The following is a 15,727-nucleotide window of genomic DNA, read 5'->3' as shown; positions in this document are numbered from 1 at the left end:
GCACCACCGATTCTGGTTCGCCAGCTGACTGTCGCCGGTGCGGTGCGGTGCGGTGCGGTGCGGTGCGGTGCGGTGCGGTGCGGTGCGGTGCGGTGCGGTGCGGTGGCGGGCTGCTCGGCCGGCGGCGCGCCGGGTCAGTCCGCGAGGGCCTTCCCGCGCTGCTCTGGGAGGGTGAACGCGGCGGCCGCGGCCAGGGCGAACGCGATCGAGAAGGCGACGAAGACGAGCACCTGCCCGCCTGCCACCAGCAGCACGGGCACCAGGAACGGGGCCAGCATCGAGGCGATGCGCCCGAAGGCGGCGGCCGCGCCGGTGCCGGTGCCGCGCACGCGGGTCGGGTACAGCTCCGGCCCGATCGCGTACAGGGCGCCCCACGCGCCGAGGTTGAAGAAGCTCAGCGCACAGCCTGCGGCGATGATCGTCCACTCGGTGTCCGCGAGGCCGTAGCCGATCGCGGCGAGGGCCGAGCCCGAGAGGAAGACTGTCAGGGTCCAGCGTCGGCCGAGCACCTCGATCAGCCAGGCCGCGGCGGCGTAGCCGGGGATCTGGGCGAGGGTGATGATGAGGGTGAAGGTGAACGACTGGGTAAGGGTGAAACCGCGGTCCACCAGCAGTGTCGGGATCCAGATGAAGGCCCCGTAGTAGGCCAGATTGATGCAGAACCATACGGCCCACAGCCCGGCGGTGCGGGCGCGCAGCGGTTTCGACCAGATCCCGGCCGACGCATCGACCGTGTCCGCCGCCGGGATGGCACCCACCTCGTCAGCAGCGACCCGCGCCGCGACGGGGGCATCCGATACGTCGGCGCCGTTGGCACGAACGGCACTGTCGGCACGAACGGCATCGTCGGCGCGAGCGGCGCCGCCCTGCCCGTCCACTCCGTCGGCCTCATCCGTCGGGGCGTCGATCCCGGCGGCGCTCTCGAAGCTGCGCACCACCTGCTCGGCTTCCTGGTGGCGGCCCTTCTGCTCCAGGAATCGCACCGATTCCGGCATGCCCAGCCGCACCACCAGCGAGTAGGCGGCGGGCACCAGCCCGATCGCGAGTGCCCAGCGCCATCCGGTCGGGCCCGAGGCGGCGACGAAGGTGCCGATCACGGCGGCGAGGATCCATCCCAGCGCCCAGAACGCCTCGAGCCAGACGATCACGCGGCCGCGGATCCGGGCCGGCGCGAACTCGCTCATCAGGGTGGAGGCGACCGGCAGCTCCGCGCCGAGGCCGAGGCCCACGACGAAGCGGAGCACGATCAGGGCGCCCACACCCATCGCGAGCGCCGAGGCGCCGGTGGCGAGGCCGTAGACCAGCAGGGTCAGGGCGAAGACGGAGCGGCGGCCGATCCTGTCGGCCAGCAGCCCGCCCACGCTCGCTCCGATCGCCATCCCGGCGAACCCGGCGGAGGCGATGAGGGAGCCGTCAGCTTTGCTCAGCTCCCAGTGCACGCTGAGCGCCGCGATCACGAAGGAGATCAGGCCGACGTCCATCGCATCCAGTGCCCAGCCGATGCCGGAGGCGCCCAGCAGGCGGCCGTGCTTGCGGGTGAAGGGAAGACGGTCCAGGCGCTGTGACCTGGTCAGACGGTGCTCGGCCGAGGGGGCCGACAGCGGTGAGGAGGTGGTCGAGTTGCTCATTCTCAGCTCCGACGACGGGGGATGGGGTGGCCACAGCATGCCCCAGTTGTCGCCCAGGTCATGAGGCCTGGATCACAGGCCGACCGTTGGGGGAGGGGGAATCTGCCTCCCACTCCTGGTCACTGTGAGAAAAAGTCGGAGGTCTCAGATGTGTTGCGTTTCTGCGGAGCCCCTTCAGCCCCGTGCGTGGGACACCAGATCGACCTCGAGCTCGCCCCGCAGCACCGCCAGCGCCCGGCGCGCACGCGCCGCACCCCAGGGGCCGAGAAGATCGATCTCGGACTCGTCGATCAGGGCCCAGTCGTCGAGCTCGGAGGCCTGCGGCACCACCGTCGCCTCGAGCTGGGCGCGGGGGACGATCCCCGCATCGAAGAGGAAATGCACCCCCATCGGGGAGCTGCGCACCGCGCTCGAGGGCAGCCAGTCGGCGGTGAGCATCCGCCCCACCTCGACCTCGATGCCGAGCTCCTCCTGCACCTCGCGCCGGGCGCACTGCCGGGCGTCCTCACCGGCATCGACCCCGCCACCGGGCAGCAGCCAGTGGTCGCGGTAGTTCGGCTTCTCCACCACCAGATGCCCGTGCTCATCACGCAGGATCACCGCCCCGGAGCTGATCACCTTGGGCAGTGAGGCGAAGTATGCGGGGTCCGGGAGGAGGCGAGGCATGGGCCCATCGTGTCATCTCGTGTCTCGCGGGCCTCACCGGACCGCGAGGAGCCGCACCCTTGCCCCCGGCGCCGCCTGGGCCAGACGGTCCAGACCTGCGCGCGTGACCACTGCGATCACCGGATACCCGCCGGTGGTGGGATGATCCGGGCCGAACACCACGGGCAGCCCCGAGGGCGGTACCTGGATCGCACCGGGAACCATCGGCTCACTGGGCAGAGAACCGCTGCCTGGGGGGACGGGCAGGCCCGGCCCCTCCAGCCGGACCCCGACCCGGTCCGAATCGGTCCGGACGGTCCAGGTGGTGGTGAGCAGCTGGGAGAGGGCCGACGGGCCGAGGAGCCCGTCGCGAGGTCCGGGATGCACCGGGACCTCGAGCACCGGTGTGCTGTCCGCGCCATCATCGCCACCAGCTGCCGAACTCCGGGGTGCCTGCAGGGCAGAGGCAGGGCCGGGGTCCTCTGCGAGCGGGACTGTGCTCGGGACCGCATCGAGACCGTGCTCCTCACCGACCTGCACCCTGTCTCCCGCCGCCAGCGGCGCCGGGCCGAGGCCGGAGAGCGTGTCGCGGGACATCGATCCGAGCACCTCTCCACCGTCGGCGCGGATCCCGCCGCGCACCGCCACCACGAGGCGCAGCCCGTCGGTTGCGGGCCCCACGGTGAGCAGGTCTCCAGGATCCAGTGCGATCGGCTGCTCGCCCGCGGTGATGGTCGATGCCATCGGCGGGTGCCCTGGGTCATCGGCGCGACGCACCTCCCAGGGGGCCGACGCCCCGGTGATGGCGACGACGGTGGGCGCCTCGGCCCGCAGCACCAACGGCCCGATCAGCGTCTCGAGCACCGCGGCCCGCGCTGGATTGCCGACCGTGATGTTGGCGCGGATCCGTGCCCCCTGGTCGAAGCTGCCTGAAGCGCTCACACCGATGGTCGCGAGGCCGGGTCGTCCTGCGTCCTGGAGCAGGGTCTGGGGGCCGGGGGAGACCACCTCGAGCACGGTGCGGGTCGACGGGGTGGGCGTTGCTGCGTGCCGGCGGCCTCGTCGCCTGGGGCCGGCGCCCTCCTGGGCGGGGCGGCTGAGCGCGGTGGTCGAGGATCGTGCCGTCGCCCGTTGCGGGAGGAATCGCACCCGGGTGCCGGGCACCAGCAGTGCCGGCGGGTCCCGGTGCTCGTCGAACAGGGAGGCGTCGCTGCGTCCGATCAGCTGCCAGCCGCCGGGGGAGGGCCGCGGGTAGACCCCGCAGTAGCGGGAGGCGAGGCCCACTGACCCAGCCGGCACGGCGGTGCGCGGCTCGGCCAGGCGGGGAACCTCCCAGCGGATACCGCCCTCGGAGGGGCCCTCGAGGTCGGGGACCAGGTAGGCGAAGCCGGGCGCGAAGCCGCCGAAGGCCGCAGTCCACCGGGTCGCGGAGTGCGCGGCGACCAGCGCCTGACTGCTCATGCCCAGCAGCGCGGCAACCTCGTCGAGGTCCTCACCGTCGTAGACGATCCCGAGCTGGACCTCTGCGGCAGTCTCCTCCAGTGCGTCAGGCACCGGAAGCTCGTCGAGGAGGGCGGTGAGGGCCGCGACATCCCGGGCAGCCGTCCCGACCAGCAGCAGAGTGCGCTCTGCCGGGACCAGGTCCACCAGGTGCGGCGGGGCGAGCAGCTCGACCGCAGCCGCTGCGGCGAGCACGGCGGCGGTGTCCGGGTACTCGGCCAGCAGCGCGCTCTCCCCGGTCCGGTGTGTGGCCAGCGGCGGGTCCAGGCACTCGGCGTTCGTGGTCATAGCGCCGCCTCGACGCTCACGCCGGCCTCCTCGAGGCGGGCCCGCACCGCATGGGCGAGGGCGACCGCGCCGGGGGTGTCCCCATGCAGGCAGAGCGTGCGGACCGGCAGCTCCACCCAGGACCCTTCCGCCGTGCGCACCCCGTGCTCGACCGCGATCGACAGCGCCTGCGCGGCCACCGCCGCAGGGTCGGTGAGCACCGCTCCGGGGCGGCTGCGCGGCGAGAGGGCCCCGTCGGCCAGATAGGCACGATCGGCGAATCCCTCGAGCACCACCTCGATCCCGGACTCTCGGGCCAGCTCCACCACCACGGCACCCGGAGCGGCGACCAGAGGGAGGGCGCCGCCGAGCTCGACCAGCGCCTGCACCACGGCCGCCGCCTGGCCCTGGTGAGAGGTGATCGCGGTGTACAGAGCGCCGTGCGGCTTGATTCCCCGCACCGTGGTCCCCTCCGCGTGAGCCATCGCCTGCAGTGCGCCCACCTGCACGATCAGCTGATCGGTGAGGTCGACGGGGGTGATGTCGAGGAACCGTCGGCCGAAGCCCTGCAGATCCGGATAGGCGACGTGCGCGGTGAGTGCGACGCCCCGCTCACGGCACGCCCGGACGGCCGCGCGCATCGTGCGGGGATCCCCGGCATGCCCTCCGCAGGCGATATTGGCCGTGGTCACGACGTCGAGCATCGCCTCATCGTCCCCCATCGACCAGTCGCCGAAGCCCTCCCCGAGATCGGCGTTGAGGTCGAGCAGGAGTGGCTGAGCGGTCATCGGTGATCGTCTCCTTCGCGCGGATGGCGGTTCCCGTCCATTGTCGACCCTCGGCGCAGGAGGTGGCGGGCCATCCCCTCTGAGCTGTCGTTGGATGGGTGCCGTGACGACAGCTGGGAGGGGATGGACGTGACCGGGCTGGCAGATAGTGTCGAGGGATGAGTCAGTCCTCCGCAGACCAGCACCACCCCTCTCGCGCGGACGCAGCTGAGCCGTCGCCCGCGCCGGCTGCGCCCGCCTGGGCGGACCCGTCGGCCCCGGGGGCGGTCCCGGATCTCCCGGCCGGCCTCGGCTCGAGCGACCCGGAGGCGCCGGTGGCTTACACCGCGGCGGATGTCTCCGCTGCCGCCGAGGTGCTGGCCCGCGCCTCGGAGGGCGAGGCGGAGCTGCTGGTCGCCCTCACCGATGAGCAGCTCGCAGCGCTGGACGGCTACGCACGTCCGCAGTTCGCCGCGACCCCTTGGCTCGATGAACATCCTGATCAGCGACGCTTCGCGGCCGGGGTGGGACTGCGGGCGCTGATCGCCGCCGGCCTGGTGAGCGCGGACGCCGACCCGGCCGGAGGCCGCGAGCAGTGGCGGGCGGATCCGGAGCTCGCCGGCTGCCTGGTGCTGCGCCGCACCGCCTCCGTGTTCACCACCGCCGAACGCACGGTGCAGAGCCCGCAGGGCCCCGAGGTGCACCGCCTGCATTACTACGTGCATGAGGGCGGAGTGCTCGAGGAGGAGGTCACCGCGCTCGGCATCCACCGCTTCACGCCGCTCGGCTCCTCGCAGGTCAACGCCCGCCTGCTGGCCTTCGTGGACCCCGCCGGGGTGGCGGCCGGCCGCGGGGAGCCGATGCAGCTCCGCGCATCCCAGCTGGCCGAGAGCCCGCTCGCGCAGCGCCTCGCCGCCACTCGCGCGCTGACCGTGTTCACCCTCGTCACCACGGCCGACGGCGGAGTGCGGCAGACCAGCGTGTACGCCACCGGCGACGAGGTGCTCGTGATGGAGGCCCTGGATCCGGGCACCGAGGATCCCCGGCTGGAGTTCCGCAGCGTCGACTCCGCGGAGCTGCATGCGCTGGCAACGGTGCTGGTGGGCGCGCAGGGCTGAGACCGCACCGGGCAAGATGACAGGACGCAGGGTACGGGGCGCGGGACGCAGGGCTTTGCGTTCAGGCCTCAGGCCCGGGCCACCCAGCGCCCGAGGACGTCCTCGAGCCGTCCGTGCAGGCGCCGCGTGGCGTCCGGATCGGCGCGGGTGGGACCGTCGTTGAGGATCACCACGGGCTTGCCCTGACGGCCGGCAGCCCGGACGAACCGCAGCCCGGACTGCACCGTGAGGCTCGAGCCGAGCACCAGCAGCGCCTCGGCAGCCTCGAGCGATGCGAAGGCCGCGGCCACCACCTCGCGGCGCGCAGACTCCCCGAAGAACACCACATCGGGCTTGAGGATCCCGCCGCACAACGGACACGGTGGGTAGCGGAAGCTGCTGGTGCGATCCACCTCGGCGTCCCCGTCGGGGGCCTGGGCGGCGTCGGCCGTGAGCTGTCCGAGCCGTGCGGCGAGCTCGGGATTCATCGTCAGCAGCCGCTGATGCAGTGCGGTGCGGGAGGAGAGCGCATCGCACTGCTGGCAGCGCACGCGGTCGAGCCGTCCGTGCAGGTCGATCACCGGATCGGAGCCGGCCGCCGCGTGCAGCCCATCCACGTTCTGGGTGATCACTGCGGTGATCGAGAAGGCCGCGGGATCGAGCGCGGCCAGCAGTCGGTGCGCGGCGCCGGGGCGGGCGGCGCGGAACTGCTCCCACCCCACCGTGGAGCGCGCCCAGTAGCGCCGACGGGCCAGGTCGTGGCCCATGAACTCCTGGTAGGTCATCGGGGAGCGGGGCACCGCATCACGCCCGCGGTAGTCGGGCAGGCCGGAGCCGGTGGACATCCCCGCCCCGGTGAGCACCGCTACCGGCGCCCCGGACAGCAGGTCGAGGGCGGCATCGATCTCCTCGCCGGGGCTGCGGTGGCCGTACTGCGCCCCGTCCATCGGGCCCCAGGCGGGCAGTCGGGGTCCGCCGCGGGTGGGGCCGGGGCCGTCCGGGTTGCGGCGGGTGGCGGTCGCGAACCAGCGGCCGACGTCCGCGGAGCCTGCGCGAGCGATCCCGGGATCGTCGGCGCTGCCTGCGCTGCCTGCGCTGCCTGCGCTGCCTGCTGCATCTGCGCGAGCGGCGTCGGGGGCGGAGGCGGGCTCGCTGGTCATTCCTCGAGCGTAGGCGGTGTGGGACGTTCCCGTCGGGCACGTATCCGACGCACGACGATGACGAGCACCGCAAGCACCCCGATCGCCGCGACCACCCCGGAGTACAGGCGCACGAACCCCTCGAGCAGCTCACCCCCGGCCTGCCCGAACACATACCCGGTGACGACGAACAGCGCATTCCACACCCCGGAGCCCAGCCCCGTGGCCAGGGCGAACAGCCACACCGGCATCCGCTCGATCCCGGCCGGGATCGAGATGACGGTGCGCACCATCGGCACGAAGCGGGCGATCGCCACCGCCGGGAAGCCCCAGCGCTCGAAGAAGCGCATCGCCGCGTCGACATCGCGCTCCTCGAGCAGCGGCAGGCGGCTCACCACCGCCTTGGTGCGATGCAGCCCCAGGGCGCGGCCGACGGCGTAGACCCCGAGCCCGCCCACCACCGAACCGAGCGTGGTCCACGCCAGCGGGACCAGCACGTGCTGGCCGTCGGCGGCTGCGGCGACCCCCGCGAAGGGCAGCAGGATCTCGCCGGGGATCGGCGGGAACAGTGCCTCGGCGGCGATCACCAGTGCCGTGCCCGGGCCTCCGAGCAGCTCCATCAGGGCGATCGCCCATGCGGTGAAGTCCATCGGGCCCTCCTCCTGCGCGCCGTCCAGTGCGCCGGAGGCTAACGGCCGCGGATGGCGCACAGATGAACAGCACTGTGCGGACAGGGCGATGAGGGTGAACCGGATGGTCCCAGCCCCAGAATGAGGCGTTTCAGAGCGCAGTGCGCGAGAGCTGCCGCGCGAGGCTCGTCTGCCGACCTCGGGTGGGTCGGCTCGCCTGAAAACGTTCTCATTCCAGACGCGTTCTCGCGAGGGCGGGGTTCGTGACGCGAGCGAGATCTGGAACAGTTGACAAACCTGCGGACAAGCGCTTTCCTTGCATTCACCACCACGCGGTCCACGATCCGGTAAGACCGGGACGTGATCGCCTGGCGGGTGCAAAAGTTTCATTCCGCTGGTGCTGCGGTCGGAGCCTCCTGGCGCAGCGCACGCTCCGGTCCCGCCCGGAGCGGCATGCCCGGGGCCCGCAGGCGCTGGGGCATCCACCACCGCTCGCCGTCGCCCTCGGGTGGACATCCCACCCCCGACCACCGACCTCGTCGGCCCCACCCGCTGCGACCCGACCCGTCGCCGTCTTTCACGATCAAAGGAGATCTGATGCTCACCCGACGCTCCGCACTCTCGCTCGGCATCGCCGTCCCCGGCCTGACCGCCCTCGCAGCCTGTGGCCCGAACGCCTCCGGCGGCTCCGGTGGCGGCTCGGGCGGCGAGGACGGCTCCGCCTCGCTCCGCCTCGCCTGGTGGGGCAACCCCACCCGCGACGAGAACACCCAGAAGGTCGTCGACGCCTACGCGGAGATTGCGCCCGACGTCACGATCGCCCTCGAGCCCGGGGAGTGGAGCGGCTACTGGGACAAGCTCGCCACCCAGACCGCCGGCAACGACTTCCCCGACATTGTCCAGATGGACGAGAAGTACCTCGCCGAGTACGGCGGCCGCGGTGCACTGCTCGACCTCGCCGGTGCAGGCCTGGACACCGCCGATTTCGCGCCGGGCTCGGTCGAGGTCGGCGAGCTGCCGGAGGTGGGGCTCGCCGCGATCAACGCCGGACTGAACGCCCTCGCCTTCCTCATCAACCCCGAGGTCTTCGAGGCGGCCGGCGTCGACATCCCGGACGACACCACCTGGACCTGGGACGACCTCATCGAGACCGCCACGAAGATCACCGAGGCCACGCCCGACGGCACCTTCGGCATGACCCAGATGGGCTCCGTCCAGGGCCTGTTCCAGGTGTATGTGCGCCAGGCGGGCCAGGACCAGTACAAGGACGGGGCGGCGGGCTTCGACGCGGCGACCGCCACCAAGTGGTTCGAATGGGCCAAGAAGGTCCAGGACGAGGAGGCCGGCCCCAGCGCCAGCGTCTCGGTCGAGGACACCGCCCAGGCGATGGACCAGTCGCTGTTCGCGACCGGGAAGGTCGCCATGACCGTGGCCTGGTCGAACCAGGTCGTCGCCCACGACGGGCTGGTCCCTTCGGGCGTCGTCGTGCTCCGGCCGCCGTCGATGACGGGCTCCGCCTCCGACGCGCAGCTCTGGTACAAGGCCTCGATGTACTGGGCGGTCTCCGCGAAGGCCGCGAACCCGGAGGCCGCTGTCGCCTTCGTCGACTTCCTCGTCAACTCTCCCGACGCCGGCAAGATCCTCTCGGTCGAGCGCGGCGTGCCCGGCAACCTCACCGTGCGCGAGGCGATCGTCCCGGACTTGGACGAGCCGAACATGAAGGCCGTGGACTTCCTCGAATCGGTCGAGGCGGAGCTCGGCGAGGCACCCGAGATCACGCCGCAGGGCGGCGGTCAGTTCGAGGACATCCTCACCCGTGCCTGCGAGGACATGCTCTTCGGCACGCTCACTCCGGCCGAGGCCGGTCAGCGCGTGCTCGACGACCTCGCCGGAGCCCTGGGCTGAGCAGACCGTCATCCCGGAAGCCGGTCCGTCGAGGTCACGACCTCAGGCGGACCGGCCCCGAGATCCCCATGAAGAAGGGAAGAAGCCTATGAGCGCGGTCGGTGAACTCACCCAGATCGTTGCGAATCGCAAGAAGGGCGGCGCGAAGGAGAAGCACCCCGACAACAAGCAGGCGGCAGTCTTCATGCTGCCGTGGCTGCTGGGGTTCCTGGGGATCACGCTGATCCCGATGATCGCCTCGTTCGTGCTCGCGTTCACGGACTACAGCCTGCTGGCCGCACCGAACTTCGTGGGGCTGGAGAACATCAAGGAGATGATCGCGGACTCGCGTCTGCACAACTCGCTGGTGGTCACGTTCATCTACGTGTTCGTCGGCACGCCGCTGCAGCTGGTCGCGGCGCTGCTGCTCGCGGTGGTGCTGAACCAGGGCATCAAGGGCCTGGCGTTCTACCGCTCGGTGTTCTACCTGCCCTCGCTGCTGGGCGGCTCGGTCGCGATCGCGATCCTGTGGCGCCAGATGTTCGGCGCGAACGGCCTGATCAACCAGGTCGCAGGGATGTTCGGCTTCGAGAATCTGCCCGGCTGGGTCTCGAACCCGGATACCGCGCTGGGCACGATCATCCTGCTGCACGTGTGGACCTTCGGCTCCCCGATGATCATCTTCCTGGCCGGCCTGCGGCAGATCCCGGAGATGTACTACGAGGCCGCGTCGGTCGACGGTGCCTCGAAGCTGGCGCAGTTCTTCCGGATCACGATCCCGCTGCTCACACCGATCATCTTCTTCAACGTGGTGCTGCAGGTGATCAACGCCTTCCAGTCGTTCACCCAGGCGTTCGTGGTCTCGGGCGGCACCGGCGGTCCGTCGGACTCGACGATGTTCTACACGCTGTACCTGTACCAGAAGGGCTTCACCCAGTTCGACATGGGGTACGCCTCGGCGATGGCCTGGCTGCTGCTGATCATCGTCGCGATCTTCACCGCCATCAACTTCTTCGTCTCCAAGTTCTGGGTGTTCTACGATGACTGATCTGCAGAGCGAATCCCCGACCGCTGCGCACTCCGCAGCCGACCCGCAGCGCGGGCCCGGTGCGTCCGAGGCCCGGACCGTCCCCAGGACCCGACCGCGGCGCATGGTCCGCGGCGGTGTACGGCACGCGGTGATGATCGTGTCGAGCATCGTCATGATCTATCCGCTGCTGTGGATGGTCGTCTCGTCGCTGCGGCCCAATGAGGAGATCTTCCGCAGCCCGGGTCTGTTCCCGATCAGCCTGGACTTCTCGAACTACCAGCGCGGCTGGGAATCCCTCGCGCAGCCGTTCTCGCACTACCTGATGAACTCCACCCTGCTGGTGCTGGGCTGCGTGATCGGCAACCTCATCGCCTGCTCGCTGACGGCATATGCCTTCGCCCGGCTGAAGTTCTGGGGCCGCAACATCGCCTTCGCGATCATGCTGATGACCCTCATGCTCCCGATCCACGTGGTGATCGTGCCGCAGTACATCATCTTCTCCCAGACCGGCTGGGTGAACACGATGCTTCCGCTGATCCTGCCGAAGTTCCTGGCCACCGACGCGTTCTTCGTGTTCCTCATGGTCCAGTTCATCCGCGGCATCCCCCGCGAGCTGGACGAGGCGGCGCGCATCGACGGCTGCGGCCACTTCCGGATTTTCTTCCAGGTCATCCTGCCGCTGATGCTGCCGGCGCTCGCGACCACCACGATCTTCACGTTCATGTGGATGTGGAACGACTTCTTCGGCTCCCTCATCTACCTCACCAGCCCGGACAACTTCACCGTGCCGCTCGCGCTGAAGTCGTTCCTGGACACGCAGGGCTCCTCCGACTGGGGCGCCATGTTCGCCATGTCGGTGGTCTCCCTGATCCCGTTGTTCCTGGTGTTCCTGTTCGGTCAGCGGTTCCTCGTCAAGGGCTTCGCCACCACCGGCATCAAGTAGCCGGCTCCGCTGCCCGCCCCGCCCGCGCAACACCCGCCCGCACCCGCCCCGCCCGCACCCGCCCCGCCCGCACCCGCCCCGCCCGCACCCACCCCGCCCGCACCCACCCCGCCCGCACCCACCCCGCCCGCCTCCACCCCGCCCGCCTCCACCCCCGCCGCTCCCCGCTCCACACCCGGCCCCGTCGGGCGCGATCGTACGATTCCGAGCCACTTCCGGCTCGTAATCGGCTCGGAATCGTCCGATCGCGGGCCGCGCCCGGCTCGCCTCGCGACTGGTACGGCTCGAGCCATCACCCCTTCGCAGTACGCACCCCCAGGAGAGACATGCCCACCCGCTATGCGCTGATCGGCACCGGCCACCGCGCCCAGATGTATCTCGACGCGATGGCCGGCGATCACGCCGCCGACGCCGAGCTGATCGCCCTGCTCGACACGAACCCCGCCCGCCGGGAGTACCACCGCGACCGCCACCCGGCCTTCGCCGGAGTCGAGCTCGCCGGACCCGAGGACCTCGAACGCGTGATCGCCGACGGGAAGGTCGAACGAGTCATCGTCACCACCCCCGACCGCACCCACGCCGAGCTTGTGGTGCGGGCCCTGGAGGCGGGCGCCGACGTGATCGTCGAGAAGCCGCTGACCATCGACGCTCCCTCCGCCCGCGTGATCCAGGAGGCGATCGACCGCACCGGAGGTCAGGTGCTGGTGACCTTCAACTACCGCTACAGCCCGCGCAACACCGCGTTGAAGCAGATCATCGCCTCGGGAGAGATCGGCGAGGTGGTCTCGGTGAATTTCGAGTGGGTGCTGGACACCCAGCACGGCGCGGACTACTTCCGCCGCTGGCACCGCGACAAGGCCAACAGCGGCGGGCTGTTCGTCCACAAGTCCAGCCACCACTTCGACCTGGTGAACTGGTGGACCGACGCCGTCCCCGAGCGGGTCTACGCCCGCGGCGGCCTGAAGTTCTATGGCCAGGACAACGCCACTGGCCGCGGCCAGGAACCGCTGCCCGAGCGCGGCACCCACGACGGTGCCCACGACCCCTTCGAGCTGGATCTGCGGGACGACGAGAGGCTGAAGAACCTCTACCTCGATGCCGAGCAGCATGACGGCTACCGCCGCGACCAGTCCGTGTTCGGACCCGGCATCACCACCGAGGACAACCTCACCGCGATCGTCGACTACTCCGGCGGAACCGTGCTCACCTACGCCCTGAACGCCCACAGCCCCTGGGAGGGCTACCGGGTCGCGGTCAACGGCACCCGGGGCCGCGCAGAGCTGGAGGTGATCGAGCGCGCCGAGGTGATCCCCGCCGGCGCGGAGACCCACCTGGATCCCAGCGCGATCGCGGTGACCGCGGCGGACCAGGGTGCGCGCGAGCGGGGGGAGCGGCTGATCCTCCAGAAGCACTTCGAACCTGCGCACCAGGTCGAGATCCCCGAGGGCGTGGGTGGCCACGGCGGAGGTGACGCGATCATGCTGCGCGACATCTTCCAGGGGGTGGCAGAGGACCCGCTGGGCCGCACCTCCGACCACCGCGACGGCTTCCGCGCGATCGCCGTCGGGATCTGCGGCAACATCTCCCTCCAGACCGGGGCGCCGGTGGATGTCGCCGCTACCCTGGGAACCGATCTCGCCCGCACGGAGTCCTCGGCTCCCGCCGTTCAGGAGTCCGCATGACCCCCAGTGCCCCCAGCGCCCCCGACATGCCGACCGCCGCCGTGGATCCGGGAGCGCCGGTGCGCGTCGCCCTGATCGGCACCCGCGGCTACGGTGCCGCCCACCTGCGGAATCTCGCCCGTCTGTCCGAGATGGGGGTTGCCCGCCTGGTCGGGGTGGTCGACGTGGCAGATCCGCCCGAGGAGCTGCGCGGGATCCACCACCGCTCCCTCGCTGATCTGCTCGCCGCGCTGCCCGCCGAGGACCGCCCCGAGATCGTCGCCATCGCCACCCCGATCGACACCCATGTGCCGCTCGCGACCGAGGCGCTCGCCGCCGGGCTCGACGTCTACCTCGAGAAGCCCCCGGTGCCGGCGCTCGCCGACCACTGGCGACTGCTCGAGACCGCCCGCGGCGCCGGCCGCAGCGTGCAGGTCGGCTTCCAGGCCCGGGGCGGGGCCGGGGTGGATGTGCTCGCCGGTGAAGTCGCCGCCGGGAGTCTCGGCGAGATCACCGCGGTACGGGTGCACGGCGCCTGGTCGCGCGACCGCGCTTACTACCGCCGCTCCGCCTGGGCGGGCAGGCGACGCCTGGACGGCCGCCGGGTGGCCGACGGCGTGGCCACCAACCCGCTCGCCCATGCCGTGCATGCCGGCCTGGTCATCGCCGGGATCCAGCAGGCTGCGGACATCTCCTCGGTCACCACCGAGCTGCGCCGCGCCCACGACATCGAGGCCGACGACACCACCTTCCTGCGGATCGACCCGAGCGGGGACGGCCCCGCCGTGGTCTGCGCCCTGACCACCACGTCTCCGGAGCAGCACGCGCCCTGGGTCGAGATCATCGGTACCAGTGGCCGCCACCGGCTCTGGTACACCGACGACCGCTCCGCCCGCACGGTGGGGGATGGCGCGGTCGAGGAGCTCCGCCACCCCCGCACCGACCTGATGGAGAATCTCGCCGCGCATGTGCGCGACCGCTCGGTGGCGCTGCTGTCCCCGCTCGAGAGCACCTCGGCGTTCTCCGCGGTGCTCGAGGCGATCCAATCCGTCCCCGATCCGCTCCCGATCCACGCCTCGGCCATCGACTGGCAGGGGGAGGGGGAGCAGGCCCATCCCGTCGTCGAGGATATCGAGGCCACCCTGCTGGCGGCCCTCGATGCGGGCCGGCCCTTCACCGAGCTCGGCGTGAGCTGGGCGCGTGAGGATGCGGTGCACACCTGGACCTCACCGGCAGAGCTGGTGCACGCGCCGACGGCGTGAGCCCGGGGCCGTCCGAGATCACGCGCCGGCGTCGAGGACGTCAGCCCGCCGTGCCGGCAGTGCCCGTCGTGCCGGACGCGCCGGCGGCGTCTGCGGTGCTGGCGGGCCCGGCGGGTGCCGCCGTGGTCGGCGCCGCCAGCGCAGAGATCCGCTGCCGGTGCCGGGACCGTGCCCGCACGATCGCCAGCACAGCGGTGTGGACCAGCATCACCACGGCGACTGCGAAACCGCCGCCGATGAACAGGAACTGCATTCCCGCCTGGCCCGCCGGGTCGGACCACACCGCCGGCGGGATCAGCTCGACAGCGGAGAAGTAGATTCCGGCGGACACGAGCAGCAGCACGATCGCAGGGATCACCAGGGCATACGGCGACCAGCGGGAAGCGGCTGCGGCGATGCCCAGCAGCAGCGCCCCGAGCACGACGAGGACCACGGTGGTCAGCTGCGTCTCGGTGTAGAACGAGACCATGGCCATGCGTACCCCGTCGGCGTGCCCACGGAGCAGCATCAGGGACGCGAGCAGCAGCCCGAGCGGGACGACGATCACGCCGAGCAGAGAGACGACCAGATGCGGATCCGGACGGCGGCGCGCGATCACCAGCGCCAGCCCGAGCCCGCCGATCAGCGGATGGAGCAGCAGGGGAAGCCCGTAGACGATCCCGTCGAGCGCCTCCTGGGGAACCATCGGCGGGCGGTGCTGATAGATCTGGAACGCCAGTTCCGGGACGGCGGAGATCGCGACGCTGAGCAGTCCCAGCACCCCGACGGCGAGCAGTCCCGCGGAGCTCACCACCCCGGTGGCCACGATGCTCGCCAGCAGCAGGATCCCCAGCCCCGCCCCGAGGAAGACCCGGGCACCTGCAGGCCCTGCCAGCAGCTCGCCCAGCGAGGCATCGACGTATCCGCGGGACATCGCGAATCTGACCAGCGTGCTGCCGCCATAGGCGAGCAGGCCGGTGGCGATCGGGGCGACCACCAGGGCGTACACGATCGTGAGGATCCGCGCGACCAGCCCGGATCCATGGCGCGGGCGCGCGACGGCGGGGGACTGCTGCGGTGGCGATTCCGGGTGCGTTGCGGTGATGGGCTCGTCGGATGGGCTGTGGCCCGTCGGGGCGGCGCTGTCTCGTGGATCGGTGCTCATCGTGACCTCCAAAGGCCGTCGCCTGCTCGGGCGGAGGTCCCGAGCTGCCCAGCCACCCGGCGCGGGCCTCCTGAGCCAGAGCATAGGACGCGGGGCGGAGATCGGTGCGGGGTGAGCCGCTTTCGTGATCT

At 71.3% G+C, this 15,727-nt stretch carries 13 protein-coding genes; 6 read left to right on the top strand and 7 right to left on the bottom strand.

Features of this window, described 5'->3' with window-relative positions:
* Positions 1–134 precede the first annotated feature (134 nt).
* The 4 genes from ACT3UF_RS05020 to ACT3UF_RS05005 all read right to left on the bottom strand — a co-directional run bounded on the left by ACT3UF_RS05020 (position 135) and on the right by ACT3UF_RS05005 (position 4,828).
* Entirely contained in the window at positions 135–1,628 is a 1,494-nt protein-coding gene (locus ACT3UF_RS05020; protein WP_441444518.1) for an MFS transporter, read from the bottom strand.
* Positions 1,629–1,802: 174 nt separating this feature from the next.
* Positions 1,803–2,294 (bottom strand): NUDIX domain-containing protein, encoded by a 492-nt coding sequence (locus ACT3UF_RS05015; RefSeq protein ID WP_441444517.1) that lies wholly within the window; start codon positions 2,292–2,294, stop codon positions 1,803–1,805.
* 33 nt (positions 2,295–2,327) lie between these two features.
* The gene (locus ACT3UF_RS05010; RefSeq protein WP_444598817.1) at positions 2,328–4,061 is read right to left on the bottom strand and encodes a carboxyltransferase domain-containing protein; all 1,734 of its coding nucleotides are present in this window, start codon (positions 4,059–4,061) and stop codon (positions 2,328–2,330) included.
* The gene (locus ACT3UF_RS05005) at positions 4,058–4,828 is read right to left on the bottom strand and encodes a LamB/YcsF family protein (protein WP_441444515.1); all 771 of its coding nucleotides are present in this window, start codon (positions 4,826–4,828) and stop codon (positions 4,058–4,060) included. The genes ACT3UF_RS05010 and ACT3UF_RS05005 overlap by 4 nt, the downstream gene beginning before the upstream one ends.
* Positions 4,829–4,986: 158 nt before the next feature.
* Between ACT3UF_RS05005 and ACT3UF_RS05000 the strand changes: the two genes are divergently transcribed.
* Positions 4,987–5,925 carry a hypothetical protein gene (locus tag ACT3UF_RS05000; protein ID WP_441444514.1) on the top strand — a complete coding sequence of 313 codons (939 nt, stop codon included), beginning with the start codon at positions 4,987–4,989 and terminating at the stop codon, positions 5,923–5,925.
* Between the two features lie 68 nt (positions 5,926–5,993).
* Here the strand turns inward: ACT3UF_RS05000 and ACT3UF_RS04995 are convergent, their stop codons facing one another.
* Positions 5,994–7,064: an NAD-dependent protein deacetylase gene (locus ACT3UF_RS04995; RefSeq protein WP_442332387.1), complete on the bottom strand. Its 1,071-nt coding sequence runs from the start codon at positions 7,062–7,064 to the stop codon at positions 5,994–5,996.
* The gene (locus tag ACT3UF_RS04990; RefSeq protein WP_444606095.1) at positions 7,061–7,693 is read right to left on the bottom strand and encodes a DedA family protein; all 633 of its coding nucleotides are present in this window, start codon (positions 7,691–7,693) and stop codon (positions 7,061–7,063) included. Before ACT3UF_RS04990 ends, ACT3UF_RS04995 begins: the two co-directional genes overlap by 4 nt.
* A gap of 576 nt (positions 7,694–8,269) precedes the next feature.
* Between ACT3UF_RS04990 and ACT3UF_RS04985 the strand changes: the two genes are divergently transcribed.
* The 5 genes from ACT3UF_RS04985 to ACT3UF_RS04965 all read left to right on the top strand — a co-directional run bounded on the left by ACT3UF_RS04985 (position 8,270) and on the right by ACT3UF_RS04965 (position 14,452).
* On the top strand, positions 8,270–9,577 hold the full coding sequence (locus tag ACT3UF_RS04985) for an ABC transporter substrate-binding protein (protein WP_444608121.1): 1,308 nt from the start codon (positions 8,270–8,272) through the stop codon (positions 9,575–9,577).
* Between the two features lie 88 nt (positions 9,578–9,665).
* Complete coding sequence (locus tag ACT3UF_RS04980) at positions 9,666–10,604, top strand: carbohydrate ABC transporter permease (RefSeq protein WP_442332386.1); 939 nt, start codon at positions 9,666–9,668, stop codon at positions 10,602–10,604.
* A complete protein-coding gene (locus tag ACT3UF_RS04975) occupies positions 10,597–11,529 on the top strand; it encodes a carbohydrate ABC transporter permease (RefSeq protein WP_441444509.1) in 933 nt (310 codons plus the stop codon). The genes ACT3UF_RS04980 and ACT3UF_RS04975 overlap by 8 nt, the downstream gene beginning before the upstream one ends.
* 326 nt (positions 11,530–11,855) lie before the next feature.
* Entirely contained in the window at positions 11,856–13,211 is a 1,356-nt protein-coding gene (locus ACT3UF_RS04970; RefSeq protein ID WP_441444508.1) for a Gfo/Idh/MocA family protein, read from the top strand.
* Positions 13,208–14,452 (top strand): Gfo/Idh/MocA family protein, encoded by a 1,245-nt coding sequence (locus ACT3UF_RS04965; protein WP_441444507.1) that lies wholly within the window; start codon positions 13,208–13,210, stop codon positions 14,450–14,452. Before ACT3UF_RS04970 ends, ACT3UF_RS04965 begins: the two co-directional genes overlap by 4 nt.
* Positions 14,453–14,492: 40 nt before the next feature.
* Here the strand turns inward: ACT3UF_RS04965 and ACT3UF_RS04960 are convergent, their stop codons facing one another.
* Positions 14,493–15,596, bottom strand: coding sequence for a hypothetical protein (locus ACT3UF_RS04960; RefSeq protein ID WP_441444506.1), 1,104 nt, complete (start codon positions 15,594–15,596; stop codon positions 14,493–14,495).
* Between the last annotated feature and the right edge of the window lie 131 nt (positions 15,597–15,727).

Origin of the sequence: Brachybacterium sp. AOP24-D1-21 (assembly GCF_052378665.1) — a bacterium.
In the GTDB taxonomy this organism is placed as follows: Bacteria; Actinomycetota; Actinomycetes; order Actinomycetales; family Dermabacteraceae; genus Brachybacterium.
The sequence above is the reverse complement of the archived record's forward strand: the minus strand, read 5'-3'. Positions and strand labels throughout refer to the sequence as shown.